Origin of the sequence: Paracoccus sp. R86501, from assembly GCF_042466435.1 — a bacterium.
Lineage (GTDB): Bacteria > Pseudomonadota > Alphaproteobacteria > Rhodobacterales > Rhodobacteraceae > Paracoccus.
Genome location: NZ_JAXHPZ010000004.1, coordinates 32,280 through 52,559, shown reverse-complemented (window position 1 = coordinate 52,559; position 20,280 = coordinate 32,280). Strand labels below are relative to the sequence as shown.

Here is a 20,280-nt window from a genome sequence, read left to right as displayed (position 1 = left end):
CCCAAGAGCCATGGCCGCCCACGGGTCGATGATTTGCGGGTTCTCAGCGGCATTATCTTCATCAACCGCAATGGCTTGCGATGGTGCGATGCGCCGAGGGCATATGGGCCAGCGAAGACCCTCTATAATCGCTGGAAGCGCTGGAGCGATAACGGGGTCTTCGCCCGGATCATGATCGACGCCACGTATCTGTAGGCGCACCGCACGGCTTGCAGTCTGCGTGCGAAAAAGGGGGGCGCGGTCGCCAGATCGGTCGAACAAAAGGCGGCATGAACACGAAGCCGCATGCCGTCGCCGATGCGAAAGGCAGGCCTATCCGCTTCTTCATGTCGGCAGGACAGGTCAGCGACTATACCGGCGCGGCAGCTCTTCTGGACGGCCTCCCGCAGGCCGAGTGGTTTCTGGCAGACCGGGGCTATGACGCTAACTGGCTACGAAAAGCGTTTTAAGACAGAGGGATAAGAGCCTGCATCCCCGCTTGGAAATCGCGCAAGAAGACCGTGGAATACGATAAGCGCCGCTACAAGAGGCGCAATCGTATCGAGATCATGTTTGGTCGGTTGAAAGACTGGAGACGGGTCGCCATCCGCTACGACCGGTGTCCGGAGACATACCTCTCAGCTGTCGCTTTGGCCGCAACCGTCATGTTCTGGTTATGATAAAGAACGAGTCCTGAGCCTAGCGCGCCATAACAAAATCGAAGCCCCCGAAGGGAAGCTAACATTAGGCACTTTCGACTATATGAATTTTGCGATAGGCCAACTGCAGGAGGTGCATAGCTTTTATGAAGCTGCGCTCACCTTTCTGGACATCAAAAAGCAGTTCGCCGTAGACAGGCCTAGGGTGGCGTTGCTGGGTTTGGCCGCGACCGTGTCTAATTCTTCATCAGCAAAAAACCATCTAGCCCCATACGCCGATCTATCTAGCTTTTCGGGCCAGCAGTCGCGACGAGATTGCTGCCTTTTACGAGCTAGGCTTGACCTGCGAAGGACAGACAATGGCGCCTGATATTAGCTTGAAATACCATAACAACGATCTCGCCGCTTTCATCCGTGACCCGGCCGGGAGCAATGTGGAGGCACTATTCCAAGGGTAGTCTTTGGATGCTTAAGGTTGTGGCTCACCCATGCGGCTGCAAGGCCACAATGAGCGAACTTCACTAACAATCCATGCCCATTTTGGTATCTAAGCTGACCTTCCCCAACAGAAATGGCGTGTACACTTGATCCTGTAAGCGTAGATTCATGTGGTGCGCAGCAAGGGGCAGCTATCGAGTGTCTATGGGCACCTCAACGCTCGGTGTACGTTGCAGGACCCGATACACGGTCGGCCGGGAGACATCGAATAGCTCTGCCAGATCACTGACCGAGTAATCGCCTGTGTCATACATGCGCCGAAGCTCTGTTTGGCGTCGATCCGACAGCTTTGGCTTTTTACCCTTCAGCTTTCCCTTCGCGCGAGCAACTGCCATACCCTCCTTGGTCCGCATGCGTGTCAGGTCGGCTTCAAACTCGGCAAAGGTAGCAAGGATGTTGAAGAACATCTTTCCCATCGGGTCGGTCGGATCATGGACTGACGCACCCAAAGCAAGCTTTACCCCTCGCTTCGCCAACTCGTCCGCGATGGCACGAGCGTCCGGAACCGATCTCGCCAGCCGGTCGAGTTTCGTGACTACCAGTGTGTCACCGGTTCTGACGGCGGCCAAAGCCTGCGCCAGTCCCGGTCGGTCGCGGTTTTTCCCGGTCAAGCCGTGGTCAGTGTAGATGCGTTCCTCAGCCACGTCGAGATTGCGAAGGGCGACCTTTTGTGCCGCAAGATCCTGCTTGTCGGTTGAGCACCGGGCATAGCCAACGCGGGTTTCTGACATGGGCGCATCCTTCAAACGTGACTTAGCGAAATTGGGGCAGGGCGGCTCTCATGTGTAACGCAAAAGGCCCCGTTAGTGATAATATCATCGTACTATCTAAATGAGAATCAGTTTCGCCTTCAAACACAGGGATTGGCTCGGAGGCGATTGGGCGTCCGTTGAGCGATCCCCTTAAGGACACCCTCTGCCACAAACCTGTCAGAACCTCTCGAGTTTTTGTACAGACTTTTCGCACTGCTGAGTGGTGGACTTGCTGTGGGAAGGAAGTGAAAAAAGACCGATTTTAAGACAATGATTTTGTCAACATGCGATCGAGAGATCTGAACGACTGCCAATAGAATTTTTGTTAAAGCTACGGCCATCAAGGACTTCCTTGGACGCCATTCGCTACATTCCACACGGCTTCCATCCGCCACTCGTAAGACTACAAAACTTTGGCAGCCGGTCCCTGTGTACATGGGCGTATAGAACTAGGTCATTTTGACAAATGGTGGATCCAGAGACGGATCGATGTGACATCTACGAAGGCAAGAAAGCTCTCTGCGGTCTTGTCGTAACGGGTAGCGACCCGTCGGGCGTTTTTCAGCTTGTTGAAGCACCTTTCGACAAGGTTACGCAGTGCATAGAGCGCGTGGTTTACACCGACGCGCATTTTGCGTGATTTGCGCATCGGGATACTGAGTTAGTATGCCTCGCGCCTCCATTTTTTGTGAATACTGTCCGTGAAACCGGAAACTGGGAAGTTGACATGGACCGCTTCCACATCATCATGGAAATTCCGAAAAGCTACCGAGCTAATTTTGCGCAGACTCGTCGATGGGTTATCGACCCCTCGCTGTTAGAACTTGCTGCACACACTAACATCACAGCGGAGGTTGAGCCGATCCGTCGGGGTCGAAAAATCACCCGATTGCGTTTTACCTTCGAGAACGCCAGCCAGATGAACTTGCCACCATGAGTAAAGCTCCGCACACCCCGGTGGACACCCTTCAGCACATGTCCCCTGCACGGGCTGCACAGGTAGCAGACGTGTCACGGTGGACCATCATGAGGGCCATAAAGTCCCATGAACTACTGGCCTCGAGAGATAATCGTAATCAATGGCGGATCACACCAGACGCCCTCGAAGCTTGGAGGGCGCACACTGTGCGCACACCTTTAAATCTGCACACCCCGCACACCCAAGAAATTATCGCTGAGCTTCGAGAAAAGCTGGCCGCAGAAACCGCCCGTGCAGATGTGGCCGAAGCCATCCTCGCTCATGAGCGTAAGGCTCTGGCCACAATTGAAACCGACCGGGACAGTTGGCGAGCAATGGCTGAGAAACTGGCTGATCGTCCGCGCCGCAGCTGGTGGCCATGGTCGCGGTCGTGACCCCTGCGCTCTTATGCTTGCAGCCCCATAAGAGCACTTATCAAACGCTTAAAAACAGCGGGTCTAGGCTGGTTCTGGGACCCTAAAGCGCACCCGGATCAACCCTCGGCAGCGTTCTCGGTGATATAGGGTCTTATGCGGCAGAAAACCCCGGCCCGAAAGGTCGCGCCGGGGTTTTGTCTCAACTACTAGAAAAATGCGATCAATGCAGGGCTTCTACCTTGAGCATTAATTGTTAAGAATTCCGCCGCCGAACTGGCCCAATCCACGATCCTGAGTGCGGCCAAGATCCAAGCTTCGCGCATCGCGCATCTGTGCAGAAAGATCAGTACTGTAACTATTTCTGTCACTAGGATTGCTAAGGTCATATTGATACGAAGACCCTGAGCTACCTTGATAGCCCGAGTTCTCATTAGTGGCTGTTCCAACAAAGGGGCTGTCTATTGTAGCACCGGCGCAGTTTCCGGAAATTACAGCTCCAATGCACCCTGCATTGGCAGGCACCGCCAGCAAACAAGCCGTAGGAATGGCAGCAAAAAATTTAAGCATATCGTTCCTCGTAAATATCCTCGCAACACATATCCAATATTTTTGTGTGAAGTAAATATATTTCTGAGAATTATATTGGCGGTGCAGTCAAGGACTGTGTTTCGAAGGCATCTCGTTCCAAAGGGTTCCGCTCGCCTATAGCAGCCTCGGATCTGGTCGTGTCCCGTCTTGGAAGAAGTGATCCCTAGCCAGCGGGTTGCTTCCTGTGGCGGAAGGTCCGGATAAGGGGCCGCCGGAACTTCATATCCCGACCTATCCCACGCCTTGCAAACGCAGACGTTTCGGTGAGGCCGAAAGTGTAAAAAATATCTCATTTCTTATCAATACACTTCCTTCAGACTCTCTGCTCGGCGATGCCGCGTAACCTAGCCCACTGTCTGTCCGCATCGCTGGAAAAAAAGGGCGCCCGAAGGATGATGTTGCTTCAAGGCCAGATACGTCCAGTTCCAGGCGTTGGCGCGACCCCTATACGTCGGTGGATCCGGGAAGTGCTTGTCTGGAGAGTGACATTGGGCGATCTTCGCCTCAAACGATAAGCCACTCAAAGAATGTCGGATGGAGCCTTGGATGTTAAATATTTACGAAAACTCGTTTTATCATGCGATTTATAATAATAAAAATAGCGATCATTTAATCATAACATTGACATCTCGTACTTCAGTAAAGGAAGACATATTTTTTGGTGAGAATTTTTTCAATAAATTTCCTCATGATACGATATTTATTAGATCAATTGAAAATGACTGGTATGCAGGCAGTGAATTTAAAAAATGCCTGCAAGAAATTGAAAAAATAATTTCAAAAAAAAATTATAAAAACATTATTGCATATGGAACATCTATGGGGGGTTATGGCGCAATATGTATGACCTCTGTTATCAAGGTAACGCATTTAATTTTAGCAGCTCCCATCTGGAACATCCACGCCGACTATGAACGCCGCTGGAAAAGTGATGCCATACGCTTATCTAAACAACTTTCCTTAAGAGATCTCAATGAAACAACTGTTTATGAACCTGACATATTGACACCTAGAATAAACAATATGCCGAAAATTGCCTATCTTATTCATGATCAACATGGAGTTGATAAGCGACAGGTTGCCGAAGTAAAAAAACATATCCCGTGTCTTGAAATTTTTGTTCCATACTCTGGCCACTTTCCATTGTCATCATTAAGCCGTTCTCGTATTTTAAGCAAAACTTTAAAGAAAATAGTTGAAAATTCAATAAAATCCGAAGGGCACGACTCTCTGGAACAAATTAATTGGCTTATTCATAGCGTGAGAAAAGACAACACTAAATATCTCGCTGTTCTTCTAAGGCGACTCAGAAGAAAGCCAAAACTTTTTGATATTGCAATCCAGTATGCTTTAAACAGGCACCCGGGGGACTATTTAATATCTATTGCGCTTATGAGGTCACATTTACAAAGAAAAAGCCCCCAAAAAGCGCTTAAAATATTGAGGGAACTAGAAAAATCCAGACCAAATACAATAAAAAAACCAAAAATAGCAATGCCATTTTTAAACGAATACATTGCACAGACAGGGGGTATATATAATATTGAAGATATTGCACAAGCCATTAAGGATAAGCTTGATAGGACAATGGAAGATAATGCAAATAAAAATTTGCAACAGGTAGAGCTTTACAATTTGCTCGTTCATCATCTGAACCGACATTCCCCAAATGGCCTGCCACGCGACGGCGAGATCACCTGACGGTGCCTGTTGAGCAAGCGTTTTTTCGCCCCGAGCGGCGTCTGCGGTTGCGCATACGTCTGGAACTGGGCGGATCGTTCTGCGAACCCCCATAATCCTAATCTGAGGGCGCCATTTTTCAGCGCGTCGGGCGGACCTGTCCTGCCGCTTTCGTTTGGTTTGGTGTGGGATCGTGGTCATGCGCATGACCGGGTGCGCGCAATCGGCGAATGGCGGCCTAAAGCATCCTAGCTTCCACAACCCCCGGCTGATCCCCATCCCTCCCAAAGAGTTGCCGCATAAAACCAGTTATCACCCGGAGCACAGGCCCAGGGTTGAACAGGCAAAGGTCCGGGATGCGGCGCATCCTGGACCTTTGCCATCTGCCATCTGCCATCTGCCATCTGCCATCTGCCATCTGCCATCTGCCATCTGCCATCTGCCATCTGCCATCTGCCATCTGCCATCTGCCATCTGCCATCTGCCATCTGCCATCTGCCATCTGCCATCTGCCATCTGCCATCTGCCATCTGCCATCTGCCTGCGCCGATCCCAGGGCGCCCGTTCGGTCGGTGTTCCGCCGCGCCCCCATCCCCTGAAAAACAACCTGCGAGCCTTTTGTCACATTTCCGGCCCGTTCCGACGGTTCGCCGCCTGTATTTCCTAGGGTTCAACTGTGTCCGTCGCGGAGTGACAAACACATATTACATTTCCTGCTATCGTCATCATTCCGACCGAGGGCCCGCGCAGATCCGGCCGGATCAGGGTCCTGGCGGAACGGGGCGGATCGCAAAGGTGTCACAGGTTCAGGATCGCCGCAGAGACCTCCAATGACGCGCTGGCTGTCGCCCTCCGAAAGTGTAAAAAATTACACTTCCATTTCTTGCCAAACTTCCTCCGCAGCCGGATTGAAGGGAAAAGCAGAAGTTGTTACATGTAACGGAAATGGAGGCCGCCATGCCCAGCCCAGTTTCCGAACGTGTCCAGAAGCGCCGCGCGGCTCTGCGGGCCGCTGGACTGCGCCCGGTCCAGATCTGGGTGCCTGACACTCGACGCCCCGGCTTTGCCGCTGAGTGCCGCCGTCAGGCCGCTCTGGTGGCCGAAGCTGACCGGACCGATACCGACACACAAGATTTCATGGATGCCGCCCTGGCGGATTTGGACGACTGGAAGTGAAGCGCGGGGATCTGGTGACGATCGCCTTGCAGGGCGATTATGGAAAACCGCGACCGGCGCTTGTGATCCAGTCTGATCAGTTTCCCGGCACCGCCTCCGTTGTGGTCCTGCCGGTCACCTCGACGCTGGTAGATGCGCCCCTACTTCGCATGACGGTCGAACCCGACGCCGGAAACGGCCTACGGGCGCCATCGCAGATCATGCTGGACAAGCCAATGACCGTGAAGGCCGACAAAATCGGTCCTGCCTTTGGTTCGCTTGATGACGTGGCCATGGTTAGCGTTAGCCGCTCTCTGGCCCTGTTTCTCGGACTGGCAGGCTGAGATGCTTTGAGGACGTCGTAGAGGCCCCTTGTCGCCCTTTGCGGCGTGCGCGCGAAAAAGGGGGGCGGGGTCGCCAGATCGGTTGAACAAAAGGCGTGACCTGCCCCCTGCTGGTCCCTCATTCATAACGAGAGTCTGCAGGTTGGATCTGGGTATTCGGTTGCTCTTCCTGGCGCAAGTGCGCCGGGCGCGGAGCCCTCAAAATGCTCAAGCGCACGGCGCGCTTGCTGCGGCGTCTGGTTACCCAAGGACGAGTGCGGCCTGACCGTGTTATAGTCGTAGCGCCACAGGGCCAGCTTGCGCCGCGCGTCATCCAGGCTGTCGAAGATTTCCTCGTTCAGCAGTTCATCCCTGAGGCTACCGTTGAAGCTTTCAACGAAGGCGTTCTGCTGTGGCTTACCCGGATCGATGTAATGCCACGACACCTCGTTCTCGTCGGCCCATTTCAGGATCGCCCGACTGGTGAACTCGGTTCCATTATCGCTGACAATGCAGCCTGGCTTGCCGTAGAGCCGGATCAGGGCACTGAGTTCCCGGACGACCCGTGCGCCGGACAGGCTGGTGTCCGCGACAAGGCACAGGCATTCACGCGTGCAGTCGTCGATCACGGCGAGGATCCGGAACTTCCGCGAGGCACCGAAGCTGTCGGAGACAAAGTCCAACGACCAGCGCGCGTTGACGCCCGCAGCCGATGGCATCGGGATTCTTGTGCCACGCGCTCGCTTGCGACCGCGTCGTTTTTGCACGGACAGCCCTTCCTCGCGGTAGATCCTGTAGAGCTTCTTGTGGTTCATGATCATGCCCTTGCGTTCTAGAAGCACGCCGATCCGGCGATAACCGAACCGACGTCGCTTTCCGGCGATCTCCTGCATCTCCTTGCGGATCTCGACACTGTCCGGCGGGCGTTCTCGCCGGACTGTCTTTGGATCGACACCGACCAGCCTGCAGGCTCGGCGCTGCGAGATATCATGATCCCGTATCACCCGAAGCGCCGCGTCTCGCCGCTTGATCAATGTCGTCAGCTCTTTCCCAGCAGGTCTTTTAGGACGACGTTGTCCAGCATGGTATCGGCCAGCAGGCGCTTGAGTTTGGCGTTCTCGTCTTCGAGCGATTTCAATCTGGCCGCCTCGGACACCTCCATCCCGCCATACTGGGACTTGAACTTGTAGAACGTTGCAGGGCTGAGGCCATGCCTACGGCACACCTCTGCCGTCGGCATGCCGGCTTCCTGTTCCTTGATCATCCCGATGATCTGCGCTTCGGTGAAACGGCTCTTTCTCATGTGTCTGCTCCCTAAGAGTTGGCGCAGACTCTACATTACGGTGAGGGATTTCGCGGGGGGCAGGTCACTGGCTGTGATCAAGAATGAGTCCTGACCCTAGGCTGCCAATTTGCTTCGCATCAACGCCAGCCGGTACTTTAGCCAGAACTTTGCAAGACGCGGCAGGGTGATACTGTCACGCTGCCGTATCTCAGCGAAGAACGGAGTGTGTCGCAAGTGCTTCCAATAGAGCCAAGCATACGGATGCCATTCGTCGGACTTCCAAGGTTTCCAGCGCTCGGTGAAATGCAGAATACCCGGCAGGTGGACACTCCGTGGTTCGTTTGCCCGATAGACCTTACGACCATTTACAAATGCGCGCTGGTAGTTCCACGTGATGTCCATCGGCGTCCAGTTCTGCCATAGTACTTCGTTCAGCGCATCCTGATCGGCGAAGGGATAGGCGTCAGGGTCGGCTTTCAGTCGTTCTAGCGCCTGTCCGAGGTATCCGCTCGCGCGCTCCGCCTGCATGTCGATCAGTAGCATACCGGCGTTAAAATAGCGCCCCTCGCATGGCAGTCCGAACCGCTTTACCAGATCCTTGGCCGAGAGGTTGTGATCCTCTACCGCTGCAAAGGGCCGACCCTGTAGATTGCTCTGCCAGAGCGGCAACAGGCTTTGCGTAACTATCATATCAATATCTAGGTAGAGCACCCGGTTGATCTCTACCGGCAAAAGTTCTGACATGATTAGCCGTAGGTAGGTCGCGCGGCTGATATGCATGATTGGTGGCAGGTCCAGCGCCATATGTCCCGTTACATGGTAATCAAGAATATTTAGCCCCGGTACGGCGCTGCGGACCTGATTTAGAAGGGTGGCATCAACTCCATCAAGAATGGCATGGACCCGGACACGCTCTGCCCCTCTGTTCGCCTCTATGGACTTTAGCAGGACTGCAAAATGTGGCGCATAATTAGCATCCGTCACACAGACCAGCTCTATCATGTCGTCTTGTACCACTATCAAAAAACTCCTGAGAGAACGGGCGGTATTTCAGAAATAGCGCGACTGTGCCTTTGGTTGCCTAAAGTTTGCCATGAAATAAGCTTTCGCGATGCTGAAATGCATCTGCGCCCGCTCGGGTCGGCGGCGCAGAATAGCAAGAATACCTCGCAAAAATCTCGCGACGATCCGATCCGGCATGATCAAGCGCCGATTGACGAAATGACCGATGGCCAGCTCTTCATTAAGAAGCTTTTCCCAGCTCCAGACCGCATCGCCGTGATTGGGGTTGAGGTATTGCATTTCAGGTGTCTCGACGCGCCAGCTGCCTCGCCGGAAAGCCCTATAGTAATAGCGAGACCATTCCTGATCCTCAGCCGAGAAGACTTCTTCGCGGTAGGGCCGATCAAGAATGCGTTGTGTGGGAATCAATGCCGCGCTGTTGGAAACGCCGTTTCGGCCGTTAAAATTGCGACGATCAAGGATGTATTCAACGTCACCCGTTTGCCCCAGCTTAGGCGGAGTCCAAAAGACGATTTCAATCTCGTGAGCCTGCGCATCGCGCCAGCCGCGTTCCACCATCTGCGGCCCCAGCAGAACGTGGCTGGAGATGATCAGCGTCAAGGGCGCAGGATTTGCCGCGACGCCGACATTGATCGCGCGGGAGTAGTTGAACTCTCCCTCTGGGTAGGGAACGACAGTAAGCCCAAGGGCCACGAACTTTGCCGCGGTTTCTGCAGAGCGGGAACTGTTGACAACAAAGATGAACTCGGGTGGAGCAGTTTGTGCACGGAGGGCCGCCACGACCTGTTCCAGCAGCGGTGTGCACTGATAGGCTCGGATGACCGCACCATAGTGCGGGCGGTCCATCGTCAGAGGAGCCGTTCCTAGGAGAGGCTGCACCGTTGGCTGATCAGCCATGAGAACTTCTGTCGTTTGGCGCGGTGCTAGGGGTGAGACAGAAGTCATAAATCAGTCCATCATGGGCCCCGGCGGGCTGTGAAATTCATTCGAGGATTTGCAAAAGCCTCTGCAGCGCAGAGGTACAGTGGTTTAGTCCCTCACTGAACATGCTCTGCCATAATCCTTCGCGCGATGACAGTCAGAGAGATCTCTTTTATGTGTATACTGCGAATGATGCAGCCTGCCCCTCCAGCGTTTTGTTAGGTGAAATTGTTCTGAGGCTCACTTTTGCCAAAAAATGGTTCTCTTGCATAAATCCGCTGATAGATCGGGTTACACCTTTCCCCGGACGGAATCATCTCACGGTCGCAGTGACGGGTATGCCACGCGCGGTGTAGCCGTTCATGGCGGCGAAGCGGACTTGGACTTCCGCGTCCTGACGGTCGAAGTCCCGCGGCATCAGGCATTGGCCTAGCAGTTTCATACAGTGCATCTTCGTTTCGACGTGGCTTCGGCGGTGGTATCCGGTCCAGTTTCGCCAGATAGCGCGACCAAGGTATTTCGACGCGCGAAGCCGTGTCGTTGCGCGCGATTGCGCCTGCTGTTGTGGGGTTCTAGGGCTTTTCCCTCCTGCAAGGTGGGATGACGGCATGCGTACCGCGTTCGGCGATAGCGTCGCGGCACTTGCGCGTGTCATAGGCACCGCCGGCGGTGACGCTGCCGATCTGCTCATCGGCCGAGATCTGGCTGAGCAGATCGGGCAGAACAGGTGCGACGCCGATATCGTTTCCTGTGATTTCAACGGCTCGGACTTCCAGTGCTTGCTCATCAATTCCGAGATGGGATGCCGCAGTGCCGACCCAATCGGCCAGCGTGCTGAGATGTGGTTCGACCCCGGCCCGAGCCATGATCTTGCTCTGACGATACAACGGCAGGCCGTCCGCGTATTTGCTAACGAGGACATATGTGATGGCACCCTCGGTGGGCAGTCCACCTTCGATCAGGTGCGCGGGGGCCGGTGCGTGGGTCACGCCCTTGGCACATCGGCGGCAGGCATACTTCGGGCGCACTGTCACGATGACACGCAGCCGCTCGGTCCGGTCTTCGCCGATGCAATGCATCTTACCACAGTCCCACGGACAAAGCAGGCTGTCCGGCTCGATGACCTGCTCGAAGCGCGGCAGGCTTCCCGAGATGTCCGCGGTTGCGGCGTGCGGCTCTACGCGAATGCGTGCAAGGTCTAGCTGGACTTGCCCGGCTTTTGTGGAGAGCGTTTAGCTCACTTCCGTGGCCTTTCGCTCGAAGGCGATGGGGCTTTCGAAGCCGAGCGATGAATGTCGCCTGACGGGGTTATAGAACCCGTCGATGTATCTGGCGATGGCGTTTTCGGCCTGCTGGCGGGACTGCCATGCGACCGGCCAGATCAGCTCCGACTTGATGGTCTTGAAGAACGTTTCGACCATCGCGTTGTCGTAGCAGTTCCCGCGCCCACTCATCGAGATCAGGATGCCCCTTTTTCGGAGCAGGGCCTGATAGTTGACAGAGCAATATTGCGATCCGCGGTCGGAATGTTGAACCAGTCCCGACGCAGGGTTGCGAGCCACCAGAGCGCGTCGCAGGGCTTCTACAGCGAGATCACGCTTCAGGCGATCACTCGTGGCCCAACCGACGACGCGCCGGGAGAAGAGATCCAGCACGACCGCGAGGTAAAGCCAGCCTTCTGCCGTCCAGATGTAGGAGATGTCCGGCCCCCCACTTCTGGTCCGGGCCGTCCGCCGTGAAGTCCTGCGCGATCAGGTTGGGCGCGACAGGCCAGGAATGTTCGCTGTCTGTTGTCCGTTTGAATCGCCGTTTTTGCCGCGCGATCAACTGGTTCTCGCGCATCAGACGTGCCGTGCGGTGCCGCCCGATCTCGTGCCCTTCATCCGCGAGGTCGCGCTGCATGCGGGGACTGCCATAGGTGCCGTTCGACAGGGCGAAGGCCGTCCGGATATGGGCCAGATAGACCATGTCCTGTTGCTGGCGACGACAAGCCGGACGGTCCTGCCAAGCAAAGAAGCCGCTCTGGCTGACCCCAAAAACACGGCACATCCGGCTGATCGGGAAGCTGGCCTTCTCCGCCTTGATGAAGCCGAAGGTCATCCGTGGCGGGTTCTCTCGAACCGGTGGCGTTCACCCGCCACATCCCTCTTTCGCGAAGAAGGCCGCGGCTTTTTTTAGGATGTCGCGCTCCCGCTTCAGGACCGCATTCTCACGCCGCATCCGCTTCAATTCGGCGTGCAGATCGACAGAAGCCTCGTTCGGTGCATCGACATCACGTTCTTGGCTCAGCCATCGCGTTAAAGTCAACAGGCCAATGCCCAGATCCTCCGCGATCTTTCGTCGCGTCTGACCGCTGGTCAGTGCCAGCCGAACCGCTTCACGCCGAAACTCCGGCGTCGGTCTGTTCCTGTTTCCCATAGAACACCTCCTGGTTCATCAGTTGGTGTTCTCCACATTTTCCAGGCAAGTCCAAACCGGCTCGCCAGTTCCGACACGGTCTCCTCGCCTTTCAGCGCCTCAAGCGCCACCTTCGCCTTGAACTCAGGCGCGTGCTGCTTTCGTTTCGACATCGTCGGTCTCCCTCGTGATGAAGATCAACAGACAACAAAAGCAGAGCTTACGTCAGTGTCCAGTTTTCGGGGGGCACCTCACGCATCTCGCTTGAAATCGTCACTGCAAGTGTTACTGCCCATCATGGCCTCCTTCCTCAAAATTAGCTAAGAAGGAGGCTACAATACACGAGGCTATTCAAACCATTGCGGTTGATGGAGATGATGCCGCTCAGAACCCGCAGGTCATCAACGCACGGTCAGCCATGGTTTTTAGGGAAGTAGAGGCGAAGGCGCTCCATCTGCGTCTCAGTCAGCGAGAAAGGGCGATTAATGATAAGGCCTCCTTACGGCGACCTGATTCACGCAAAAATATGAAATCAATGCCTGAATCCCTTGCGCTGATCCACATAGAAGGACATACAATAAAAATTGTGGTACACTGATGCTTTGGTTTGATTTCGAGATGTGCTGCACCGCTAAAGCGCGTGTGCACAAAGCATTTTGGGCCCACCTAGCTTAACCCGAGAGCAAAAATAATGGCGTGAAGTTTAAAAACACCGCATCGAATTGTTTTAATTATTTAAATAGTTTAACTTGAACTTTTAAATTTTTTTTAATATGTTTACATCGAATATTTAGGCCTTGCACTTGACACCACTTCACTCTTCATGCGCTTTAACTGGCGCCACCAATCTTCCCACGCGGTATATTACTGTAACGCTGGCGCTGTGCGCTGTAGGATTGGCCGGTATCTATCTCGCCACGCACGCAATCGACCTTGAATGTATGACACGCTCCTGCGAGTTCACACAGCAGCTTTTGGACATGAATGGCGAGGGCAACCTGCCAGCCTGGTTTACGGTTGCCTGCTGGTTTTTGGCTGGGATATTAGCATATTTTATTGCACAAGTAGATGAAACCCCGCACCAGCATGCTGCTTGGTACGGGATAATGGTGCTTAGCCTCTTTTTTTCTTTTGATGAAATGACAATGTTTCATGAATCCTTTGGAAGCATACTAGGAAGCAGCATCGGCAAGATCACCGGGGTCGGCGACATTCTATTTTACAAGTGGCTCGTCTACGGCGTGATGTTTGTAGTTGTCGCTGGTCTACTGTTCCTGCCATTTCTCTATCGTTTACCCCGTTCCACGCGCTGGCGGATAATCATGGCGGGCACGATTTTCCTTATTGGTGCGCTCGGCATCGAATCTCTTGGTGCAGCATCGCAAGCTGGAATGATCGACCTAGTTCAGGGAAGGGTCTGGCCGTTCGCAATCGCGCTTGAGGAGACCCTGGAGATGTTGGGCGTGATCCTGCTTATACACGCTTTGCTTCATCATCTATCTTGGGCTACAGACCGAAAGTTACCTCTTTGACAATCATGCCGGTCAATACACGACAGCGTCTTGACTAAGTGGCTCCTCAACCAAATGCTGAATCGTAGATCTGTATTCTCAGCGGAATAAAATATTAGGAAAGCGGAAGGTTGTGCTGCCATGGAGCTATGCTATTCGTGCGGCGATTTGACTGTCAAAGCATGACAGGCAGCTTAGCGGGAGCATTGAGTTGACGCAGAAAATCGTTCGGCTGCATGTCGGGGTCCACAAAACGGCGACTACCTATCTTCAGCAGTATTTGCTACAAAACCGCGCCACGCTCGCCCAGGAAGGTCTGGCATATTGGCCAACGGAAGATATCCGCCCCCGGTTCAAGTTGGCTTGGGAACAGCAAGTGATGGATCAGTATAGCAGACGCGGGCGGCTCGGCACTTTAATTCGTGGTGATCGCGCTTTGGCCCGAATGCGCGAATGGTTTGACCTTGACCGTAACATCCTGTTATCCGAGGAAAACCTGCTTGGGGAAGGCTCAGACTTTTTCAACGGTTCGGTCTATCCCGATGCCGGGGCACGGCTGACCCGACTGGCAGAAGCCCTGCCTAAGAACCGGCCGCTGGAGGTTTGGCTTTGTCTGCGCAGCTATCCTGATTTCCTAGCTTCCATATACGGCGAGGCGGCGCGGTTCTGGAAAGTACCGGCGCCAGAAATTTTCGTCGAGCGTCATGTTAACCCGACAGGGCGCTGGCCAGAGCTTGTTGACCAAATCCGCACAGCCTTACCGCAGGCCCGTCTACATGTCTGGGCCTACGAGGATTTCCGTCGTCTTGAGCCACTCATCGTTCAGAAGATGACAGGCGTGTCGTTGGCCCGTCTGCAGCCATTGCAGCAGTCCGACGTTCGTCCAAGCGCCTCGGATAGGGCAATCCGTGCATGCGCCGCGCTGCCCGACGACATCCAAGGGGCAGAGCGCATGTTCCGGATGTTGGAGTTGGAGGAGCTCTATCCGATGCAGGACAGCTCTGACCGGTTTTCACCGTGGACGGCTGACCAACGCGAACAGATGGAAGCAGCTTGGCAGCGCGATCGAGACTGCATTGCCAAGCGCAACGATGTCATGTTTTTTCAATGATCCCGCGGGGAACGAAGCGCAATGGGTGATATACGCGCTCGCCTTTTAAAGGGAGCACTTTGGGTTGCGCTCGGTCGGTTACTGGCTAGTTCTCTCGGTCTTATCAGCACGCTGGTTCTGGCCCGGCTTCTGATGCCGGAGGATTTCGGCCTAGTGGCAATTTCCGCTGCTTTCATGGCGGTAGTGACATCAATTACAGAAATGCCAGTGTCCGAGGCCTTGGTTCAACATGACGATCCGAAAGATGACCATTTTCACACCGCCTTTTCCATTTCCGTAACCCGCGGTGTAATCATGGCGGTGCTGCTTGCAATGTCTAGCGGAGCGGTGGCGCAGTTCTATGACGATGAGCGTCTGCGCGACATCCTGTATGTAATGGCCATCGGGGTCTTTGCAGTTTCCCTCACTAATCCACGACTCGTCATGTTCCAGAGGGAACTTATTTTCCATCAAGTCTTCATCATGCAGATCAGTGAGAAGCTGATGGGCTTTATCGTTGCCATGACCGCCGCTTTAATCTTTCGCAGCTATTGGGCACTGGTGCTCGGCGCTCTCGCCTCTGAGATAACGCGGGTGCTGCTGTCTTATATCTTCTGCCCAATTCGCCCGCGTCTGACCTTTGTATACTGGCGCGATCTTCTGTCATTTTCCATTTGGCTAACCTTAGGAAGCAGTGTGCAGGCCTTGAACTGGCGAGTGGTTCCCCTGCTTTATGGGGCAATTCTGCCAACAAATATTATGGGACAATACAGTTTCGGCAATCGTCTCACAAACACAATTTTTGAGCAACTGGCGCAACCTATCCAACAAACACTCTATCCCGCTTTTTCGCGCTTCAAGACTCAGAAGGACGCATTGCGCATGGCGTATTTGCGTGCACAGGGGGTTATGTGCCTCTGGATCATACCCTGCGCAATCGGGTTCGCGGCGATTGCGCCCACTCTCGTGACACAGGTGGTTGGCGAAAAATGGCTGCAGGCCGTTCCGGTAATGCAGATCCTGGCAGTCACCGCCGCGCTGCAAGCGTCCGTCGCAGTTCAACCGATTGCGATGGCAACGGGCAACACACAGCGCCTTTTTTATCGTGATATTCGCGCGACACTTGTTCGTTGGCCGCTGATCCTGATAGGAATTTGGCTAGGTTCGCCGCAGGGCCCCTACGCTATGCTGATAGGGTCGATGCTAGGTGCATTCGTGGGCGCCATCGTAAACGTGATCTGGAATATGACCTTAGTGCGCGACGTCGGCGATCTGCGCATCAGGGCACAGTTCCAACTGCTACTGCGACCTGCCCTTGCCTCTATGATCATGACAAGCGTGATCTGGCTGCTAGAGACAATGTTGCCGCCGACGAACGATGCTTGGGGCATATGGATTCGCTTGCTGCAGCTATGTGTGGCAGGGGGACTGAGTTATGTGATCACAATTGCAGTGCTGTGGCGACTAGCTGGGCGCCCCAAGGCGGCCGAGGCCGATGCAATTCAAATGATCGGTGGCGGTGTCAGAAAATTACGCGATCGAATTGGTGCTTGAATGTTTAGATCGCATAGTGGCTTAAGCTTGAAAATTAAAAAATCTTAACGGATTATGTTATTATTTATATAATGATTATGGCAGAGTAATAAAATGAACGACTTGATAGTTCCAAGAATTATTTGGCAGCTTTGGTTGCAGGGCTGGGACAAAGCTCCTCCTGTCGCAAAGGCTAGCCAGCAAAGCTGGATGCGGAACAATCCCAATTGGAAACTTTGTGCGCTTGATCGGGCCGGTTTGCAAGCCGCCCTGCCGCCCGATGTTTGGGCCCGAATCAATGCTAGTACGGCACCTGCCGAAGCCTTCAGCGATATCGTGCGGCTTGAACTTTTGGCCCATCATGGCGGTGTTTGGGCCGATGCAACAACTCTTTGTGCTCGACCACTAGATGACTGGATTGATCGCGCTGCAACGCCTGGATTTTTTGCGCTGGCAAGCCCCGGTGGCGGCAGACCCTTGGCCAGCTGGTTTTTGGCAGCAAAACAAAACGATTACATTATACATAAGTGGCGGCAAGCTATGGAGAAATACTGGCAGGGGCGTAATACGCCTGACGATTATTATTGGGTCCATAATCTTTTTGGTCAGCTTCTGAAATCAAATTCAAAATTTTCCGCACATTGGAACCAGGCTGAGAGAGTATCGGCGCAGCACATTTTCCATTTTGGTAGTGAGGCACAGCTGCTCAAAAACTCAGCCCCCGACGATTTGGCTTGGCAGCTAGCCAATCCGCCAGCGCCGGTCTTGAAGCTAACACATAAATTTCAACGACCCCCAAAGCAGGGATCATTGTTTGAGGCGTTGATCGAATGGGGACTAACAGGCGAAATATCTCAGAAACCTGCGTCTTCCCATTCATGGTCATTGTCGCGATGGTTTAGGAAAAAATGATATCGTATTGATTTTTTAGGCCTGAGAATGGAATCGCCAACAAATGAAAATTTTTTAGAACTCTGTTGCACAAATCGCGTGAGATATTCATCTTGTGAATTCAGTATGGCAGCTAGGCTTAATAAGAAAATCGACACACTCAACCTACAAGGTCAAGAACTAGTTAGGCTCAGGACTCGTTCTTTATCACAACCAGAACATGACGGTTGCGGCCAATGCGACAGCTGAGAGGTATGTCTCCGGACACCTGTCGTAGCGGGTGGCGACACGCCTCCAGTCTTTCAACCGACCAAACATGATCTCGATGCGATTGCGCCTCTTGTAGCGGCGCTTATCGTATTCCACGGTCTTCTTGCGCGATTTCCGGCCAGAAATGCAGGCTTTTACCCCTCTGTCTTGCAACGCTTTTCGCAGCCAGTCAGCATCATGGCCCCGCTCCGCCAGGAACCTGTCGGCTTTCGGAAGTCTGCCCAGAGGAGCTGCCGCGCCGGTATAGTCGCTGACCTGTCCTGCCGACATGAAAAGGTGAATGGATCGGCCTTTCGCATCAGTGACGGCATGCAGCTTCGTGTTCATACCGCCTTTCGTCCGTCCGATCTGGCGATCACGCCCCCCCTTTTTTCGCACGCAGGCTGCAAGCCGTGCGATGCGCCTTCAGATACGTGGCGTCGATCATGATCGTCTTCGGATCAGCACCCTCGGCAGCCAGGCCGACCATGATCCGCGCGAAGACCCCGTTATCGCTCCAACGCTTCCATGTATTGACCCACTGAAAATCTGCTCATGCTACAAAGGAGAAGGTAGCAATGAGTATGACGATGGACGACAGCATCAAACGTTGGACTGCCAAGCGTAAGACAGCCCTTGTGATCGAGATCATTCAGGGCAAGACAACGGTGGCGGAAGCGAGCCGATCCTTCGATCTGGCACCCTCGGAAATCGAGGGTTGGGTCGAGGATGCCAAGCGTGGCATGGAGAATTCCCTGCAGGCCAATCCACTCGACATTCATGCCCAATACGACAAGCTGGACTTGCCTGGAAAATGTGGAGAACACCAACTGATGAACCAGGAGGTGTTCTATGGGAAACAGGAACAGACCGACGCCGGAGTTTCGGCGTGAAGCGGTTCGGCTGGCACTGACCAGCGGTCAGACGCGACGAAAGATCGCGGAGGATCTGGGCATTGGCCTGTCGACTTTAACGCGATGGCTGAGCCAAGAACGTGATGTCGATGCACCGAACGAGGCTTCTGTCGATCTGCACGCCGAATTGAAGCGGATGCGGCGTGAGAATGCGGTCCTGAAGCGGGAGCGCGACATCCTAAAAAAAGCCGCGGCCTTCTTCGCGAAAGAGGGATGTGGCGGGTGAACGCCACCGGTTCGAGAGAACCCGCCACGGATGACCTTCGGCTTCATCAAGGCGGAGAAGGCCAGCTTCCCGATCAGCCGGATGTGCCGTGTTTTTGGGGTCAGCCAGAGCGGCTTCTTTGCTTGGCAGGACCGTCCGGCTTGTCGTCGCCAGCAACAGGACATGGTCTATCTGGCCCATATCCGGACGGCCTTCGCCCTGTCGAACGGCACCTATGGCAGTCCCCGCATGCAGCGCGACCTCGCGGATGAAGGGCACGAGATCGGGCGGCACCGCACGGCACGTCTGATGCGCGAGAACCAGTTGATCGCGCGGCAAAAACGGCGATTCAAACGGACAACAGACAGCGAACATTCCTGGCCTGTCGCGCCCAACCTGATCGCGCAGGACTTCACGGCGGACGGCCCGGACCAGAAGTGGGGGGCCGGACATCTCCTACATCTGGACGGCAGAAGGCTGGCTTTACCTCGCGGTCGTGCTGGATCTCTTCTCCCGGCGCGTCGTCGGTTGGGCCACGAGTGATCGCCTGAAGCGTGATCTCGCTGTAGAAGCCCTGCGACGCGCTCTGGTGGCTCGCAACCCTGCGTCGGGACTGGTTCAACATTCCGACCGCGGATCGCAATATTGCTCTGTCAACTATCAGGCCCTGCTCCGAAAAAGGGGCATCCTGATCTCGATGAGTGGGCGCGGGAACTGCTACGACAACGCGATGGTCGAAACGTTCTTCAAGACCATCAAGTCGGAGCTGATCTGGCCGGTCGCATGGCAGTCCCGCCAGCAGGCCGAAAACGCCATCGCCAGATACATCGACGGGTTCTATAACCCCGTCAGGCGACATTCATCGCTCGGCTTCGAAAGCCCCATCGCCTTCGAGCGAAAGGCCACGGAAGTGAGCTAAACGCTCTCCACAAAAGCCGGGCAAGTCCAGATCCTGTCCAAGGAAGGGGGAGCACCTCAGTCCTCGAGAGCCGTAGGATCGGCATCCACTAGCTTCTGCATTAGATGGACGGGCGCCTTTATGACCATGCCGGAGTTGAGGCTCACTCCTAGCTAGTTCTAAGGGGCGTCGTATTCTGCACTGACTGCGTATCCACTTTGGCGCAAGTCCTCCCCGCGCTGGATTGCAGCTTGAAATTCCTGTTCAGAAACGTCCATGAATGTCGCTCCATGCTAGGCAAAGGGTTGCAAGATGGGCGGCTAGGTCCTTTTGCACGCGCGTCACGGCGCGCAGCGAGAACCGTAAATTTCCCAAAGAGGTTCCAGCCTTATTA

General features: G+C 54.4%; 15 protein-coding genes and 7 pseudogenes. 12 read left to right on the top strand and 10 right to left on the bottom strand.

Translation table 11 applies throughout. From position 1 onward, the window contains the following. Positions 1-659, top strand: a pseudogene (locus SJY40_RS16025) (IS5 family transposase); the annotation flags it as partial. 608 nt (positions 660-1,267) lie between these two features. Here SJY40_RS16025 and SJY40_RS16020 read toward each other — a convergent pair. Both SJY40_RS16020 and SJY40_RS16015 read right to left on the bottom strand, forming a co-directional pair. Further along, complete coding sequence (locus tag SJY40_RS16020; protein WP_378949053.1) at positions 1,268-1,867, bottom strand: recombinase family protein; 600 nt, start codon at positions 1,865-1,867, stop codon at positions 1,268-1,270. A gap of 475 nt (positions 1,868-2,342) precedes the next feature. Further along, positions 2,343-2,543: pseudogene (locus SJY40_RS16015) on the bottom strand (IS5/IS1182 family transposase); the annotation flags it as partial. Between the two features lie 72 nt (positions 2,544-2,615). Here SJY40_RS16015 and SJY40_RS16010 point away from each other — a divergent pair. Beyond that, complete coding sequence (locus SJY40_RS16010; protein ID WP_378949050.1) at positions 2,616-2,825, top strand: replication initiation protein; 210 nt, start codon at positions 2,616-2,618, stop codon at positions 2,823-2,825. Beyond that, positions 2,822-3,241: a helix-turn-helix domain-containing protein gene (locus SJY40_RS16005; RefSeq protein WP_378949047.1), complete on the top strand. Its 420-nt coding sequence runs from the start codon at positions 2,822-2,824 to the stop codon at positions 3,239-3,241. The genes SJY40_RS16010 and SJY40_RS16005 overlap by 4 nt, the downstream gene beginning before the upstream one ends. A gap of 228 nt (positions 3,242-3,469) precedes the next feature. Here the strand turns inward: SJY40_RS16005 and SJY40_RS16000 are convergent, their stop codons facing one another. Beyond that, complete coding sequence (locus SJY40_RS16000) at positions 3,470-3,790, bottom strand: hypothetical protein (RefSeq protein ID WP_378949044.1); 321 nt, start codon at positions 3,788-3,790, stop codon at positions 3,470-3,472. Positions 3,791-4,357: 567 nt separating this feature from the next. On the opposite strand from SJY40_RS16000, the gene SJY40_RS15995 reads away from it, so the two are divergent. From SJY40_RS15995 to SJY40_RS15985, 3 genes are all read left to right on the top strand, one after another. Then, positions 4,358-5,512: a hypothetical protein gene (locus tag SJY40_RS15995; RefSeq protein ID WP_378949041.1), complete on the top strand. Its 1,155-nt coding sequence runs from the start codon at positions 4,358-4,360 to the stop codon at positions 5,510-5,512. Between the two features lie 936 nt (positions 5,513-6,448). Next, the gene (locus tag SJY40_RS15990) at positions 6,449-6,667 is read left to right on the top strand and encodes an antitoxin MazE family protein (protein WP_378949038.1); all 219 of its coding nucleotides are present in this window, start codon (positions 6,449-6,451) and stop codon (positions 6,665-6,667) included. After that, a complete protein-coding gene (locus SJY40_RS15985) occupies positions 6,664-6,990 on the top strand; it encodes a type II toxin-antitoxin system PemK/MazF family toxin (RefSeq protein WP_378949035.1) in 327 nt (108 codons plus the stop codon). Before SJY40_RS15990 ends, SJY40_RS15985 begins: the two co-directional genes overlap by 4 nt. 122 nt (positions 6,991-7,112) lie before the next feature. Here SJY40_RS15985 and SJY40_RS15980 read toward each other — a convergent pair. The 6 genes and pseudogenes from SJY40_RS15980 to SJY40_RS15955 all read right to left on the bottom strand — a co-directional run bounded on the left by SJY40_RS15980 (position 7,113) and on the right by SJY40_RS15955 (position 12,616). Further along, positions 7,113-8,272 (bottom strand): IS3 family transposase gene (locus tag SJY40_RS15980; RefSeq protein ID WP_378949004.1). Its coding sequence is split into 2 segments (ribosomal slippage): positions 7,113-8,023 and positions 8,023-8,272, totalling 1,161 coding nucleotides; the frame shifts between segments, so codons are not numbered across the junction. 96 nt (positions 8,273-8,368) lie between these two features. Further along, positions 8,369-9,271: a glycosyltransferase family 8 protein gene (locus SJY40_RS15975; RefSeq protein WP_378949032.1), complete on the bottom strand. Its 903-nt coding sequence runs from the start codon at positions 9,269-9,271 to the stop codon at positions 8,369-8,371. 33 nt (positions 9,272-9,304) lie between these two features. Then, a complete protein-coding gene (locus tag SJY40_RS15970) occupies positions 9,305-10,174 on the bottom strand; it encodes a glycosyltransferase family A protein (protein WP_378949030.1) in 870 nt (289 codons plus the stop codon). A 337-nt stretch (positions 10,175-10,511) separates the two neighbouring features. Further along, a pseudogene (locus SJY40_RS15965) lies at positions 10,512-10,998 on the bottom strand (transposase); the annotation flags it as partial. 33 nt (positions 10,999-11,031) lie between these two features. Further along, positions 11,032-11,277, bottom strand: a pseudogene (locus SJY40_RS15960) (transposase); the annotation flags it as partial. A gap of 153 nt (positions 11,278-11,430) precedes the next feature. After that, a pseudogene (locus SJY40_RS15955) lies at positions 11,431-12,616 on the bottom strand (IS3 family transposase). Between the two features lie 782 nt (positions 12,617-13,398). Here SJY40_RS15955 and SJY40_RS15950 point away from each other — a divergent pair. The 4 genes from SJY40_RS15950 to SJY40_RS15935 all read left to right on the top strand — a co-directional run bounded on the left by SJY40_RS15950 (position 13,399) and on the right by SJY40_RS15935 (position 17,641). Next, a complete protein-coding gene (locus tag SJY40_RS15950) occupies positions 13,399-14,127 on the top strand; it encodes a hypothetical protein (RefSeq protein ID WP_378949027.1) in 729 nt (242 codons plus the stop codon). A 190-nt stretch (positions 14,128-14,317) separates the two neighbouring features. After that, a complete protein-coding gene (locus SJY40_RS15945; protein ID WP_378949024.1) occupies positions 14,318-15,217 on the top strand; it encodes a hypothetical protein in 900 nt (299 codons plus the stop codon). A 21-nt stretch (positions 15,218-15,238) separates the two neighbouring features. After that, the gene (locus SJY40_RS15940) at positions 15,239-16,750 is read left to right on the top strand and encodes a lipopolysaccharide biosynthesis protein (protein ID WP_378949021.1); all 1,512 of its coding nucleotides are present in this window, start codon (positions 15,239-15,241) and stop codon (positions 16,748-16,750) included. A gap of 93 nt (positions 16,751-16,843) precedes the next feature. Then, the gene (locus SJY40_RS15935) at positions 16,844-17,641 is read left to right on the top strand and encodes a capsular polysaccharide synthesis protein (protein WP_378949019.1); all 798 of its coding nucleotides are present in this window, start codon (positions 16,844-16,846) and stop codon (positions 17,639-17,641) included. A gap of 186 nt (positions 17,642-17,827) precedes the next feature. Here SJY40_RS15935 and SJY40_RS15930 read toward each other — a convergent pair. Next, positions 17,828-18,404, bottom strand: a pseudogene (locus tag SJY40_RS15930) (IS5 family transposase); the annotation flags it as partial. A 55-nt stretch (positions 18,405-18,459) separates the two neighbouring features. Here SJY40_RS15930 and SJY40_RS15925 point away from each other — a divergent pair. Together SJY40_RS15925 and SJY40_RS15920 are read left to right on the top strand one after the other, a co-directional pair. Continuing rightward, on the top strand, positions 18,460-18,762 hold the full coding sequence (locus tag SJY40_RS15925) for a transposase (RefSeq protein WP_378949016.1): 303 nt from the start codon (positions 18,460-18,462) through the stop codon (positions 18,760-18,762). Further along, positions 18,722-19,907, top strand: a pseudogene (locus tag SJY40_RS15920) (IS3 family transposase). The gene SJY40_RS15925 and the pseudogene SJY40_RS15920 overlap by 41 nt, the downstream one beginning before the upstream one ends. The last annotated feature ends 373 nt before the right edge of the window (positions 19,908-20,280 follow it).

Coding starts and splice junctions, on each gene's coding strand:
- SJY40_RS15970 (WP_378949030.1), bottom strand. CDS start 10,174: ATGGCTGATCAGCCAACGGTGCAGCCTCTCCTAGGAACGGCTCCTCTG.
- SJY40_RS16020 (WP_378949053.1), bottom strand. CDS start 1,867: ATGTCAGAAACCCGCGTTGGCTATGCCCGGTGCTCAACCGACAAGCAG.
- SJY40_RS15935 (WP_378949019.1), top strand. CDS start 16,844: ATGAACGACTTGATAGTTCCAAGAATTATTTGGCAGCTTTGGTTGCAG.
- SJY40_RS15995 (WP_378949041.1), top strand. CDS start 4,358: ATGTTAAATATTTACGAAAACTCGTTTTATCATGCGATTTATAATAAT.
- SJY40_RS16010 (WP_378949050.1), top strand. CDS start 2,616: ATGGACCGCTTCCACATCATCATGGAAATTCCGAAAAGCTACCGAGCT.
- SJY40_RS15925 (WP_378949016.1), top strand. CDS start 18,460: ATGGACGACAGCATCAAACGTTGGACTGCCAAGCGTAAGACAGCCCTT.
- SJY40_RS16005 (WP_378949047.1), top strand. CDS start 2,822: ATGAGTAAAGCTCCGCACACCCCGGTGGACACCCTTCAGCACATGTCC.
- SJY40_RS15990 (WP_378949038.1), top strand. CDS start 6,449: ATGCCCAGCCCAGTTTCCGAACGTGTCCAGAAGCGCCGCGCGGCTCTG.
- SJY40_RS16000 (WP_378949044.1), bottom strand. CDS start 3,790: ATGCTTAAATTTTTTGCTGCCATTCCTACGGCTTGTTTGCTGGCGGTG.
- SJY40_RS15940 (WP_378949021.1), top strand. CDS start 15,239: ATGGGTGATATACGCGCTCGCCTTTTAAAGGGAGCACTTTGGGTTGCG.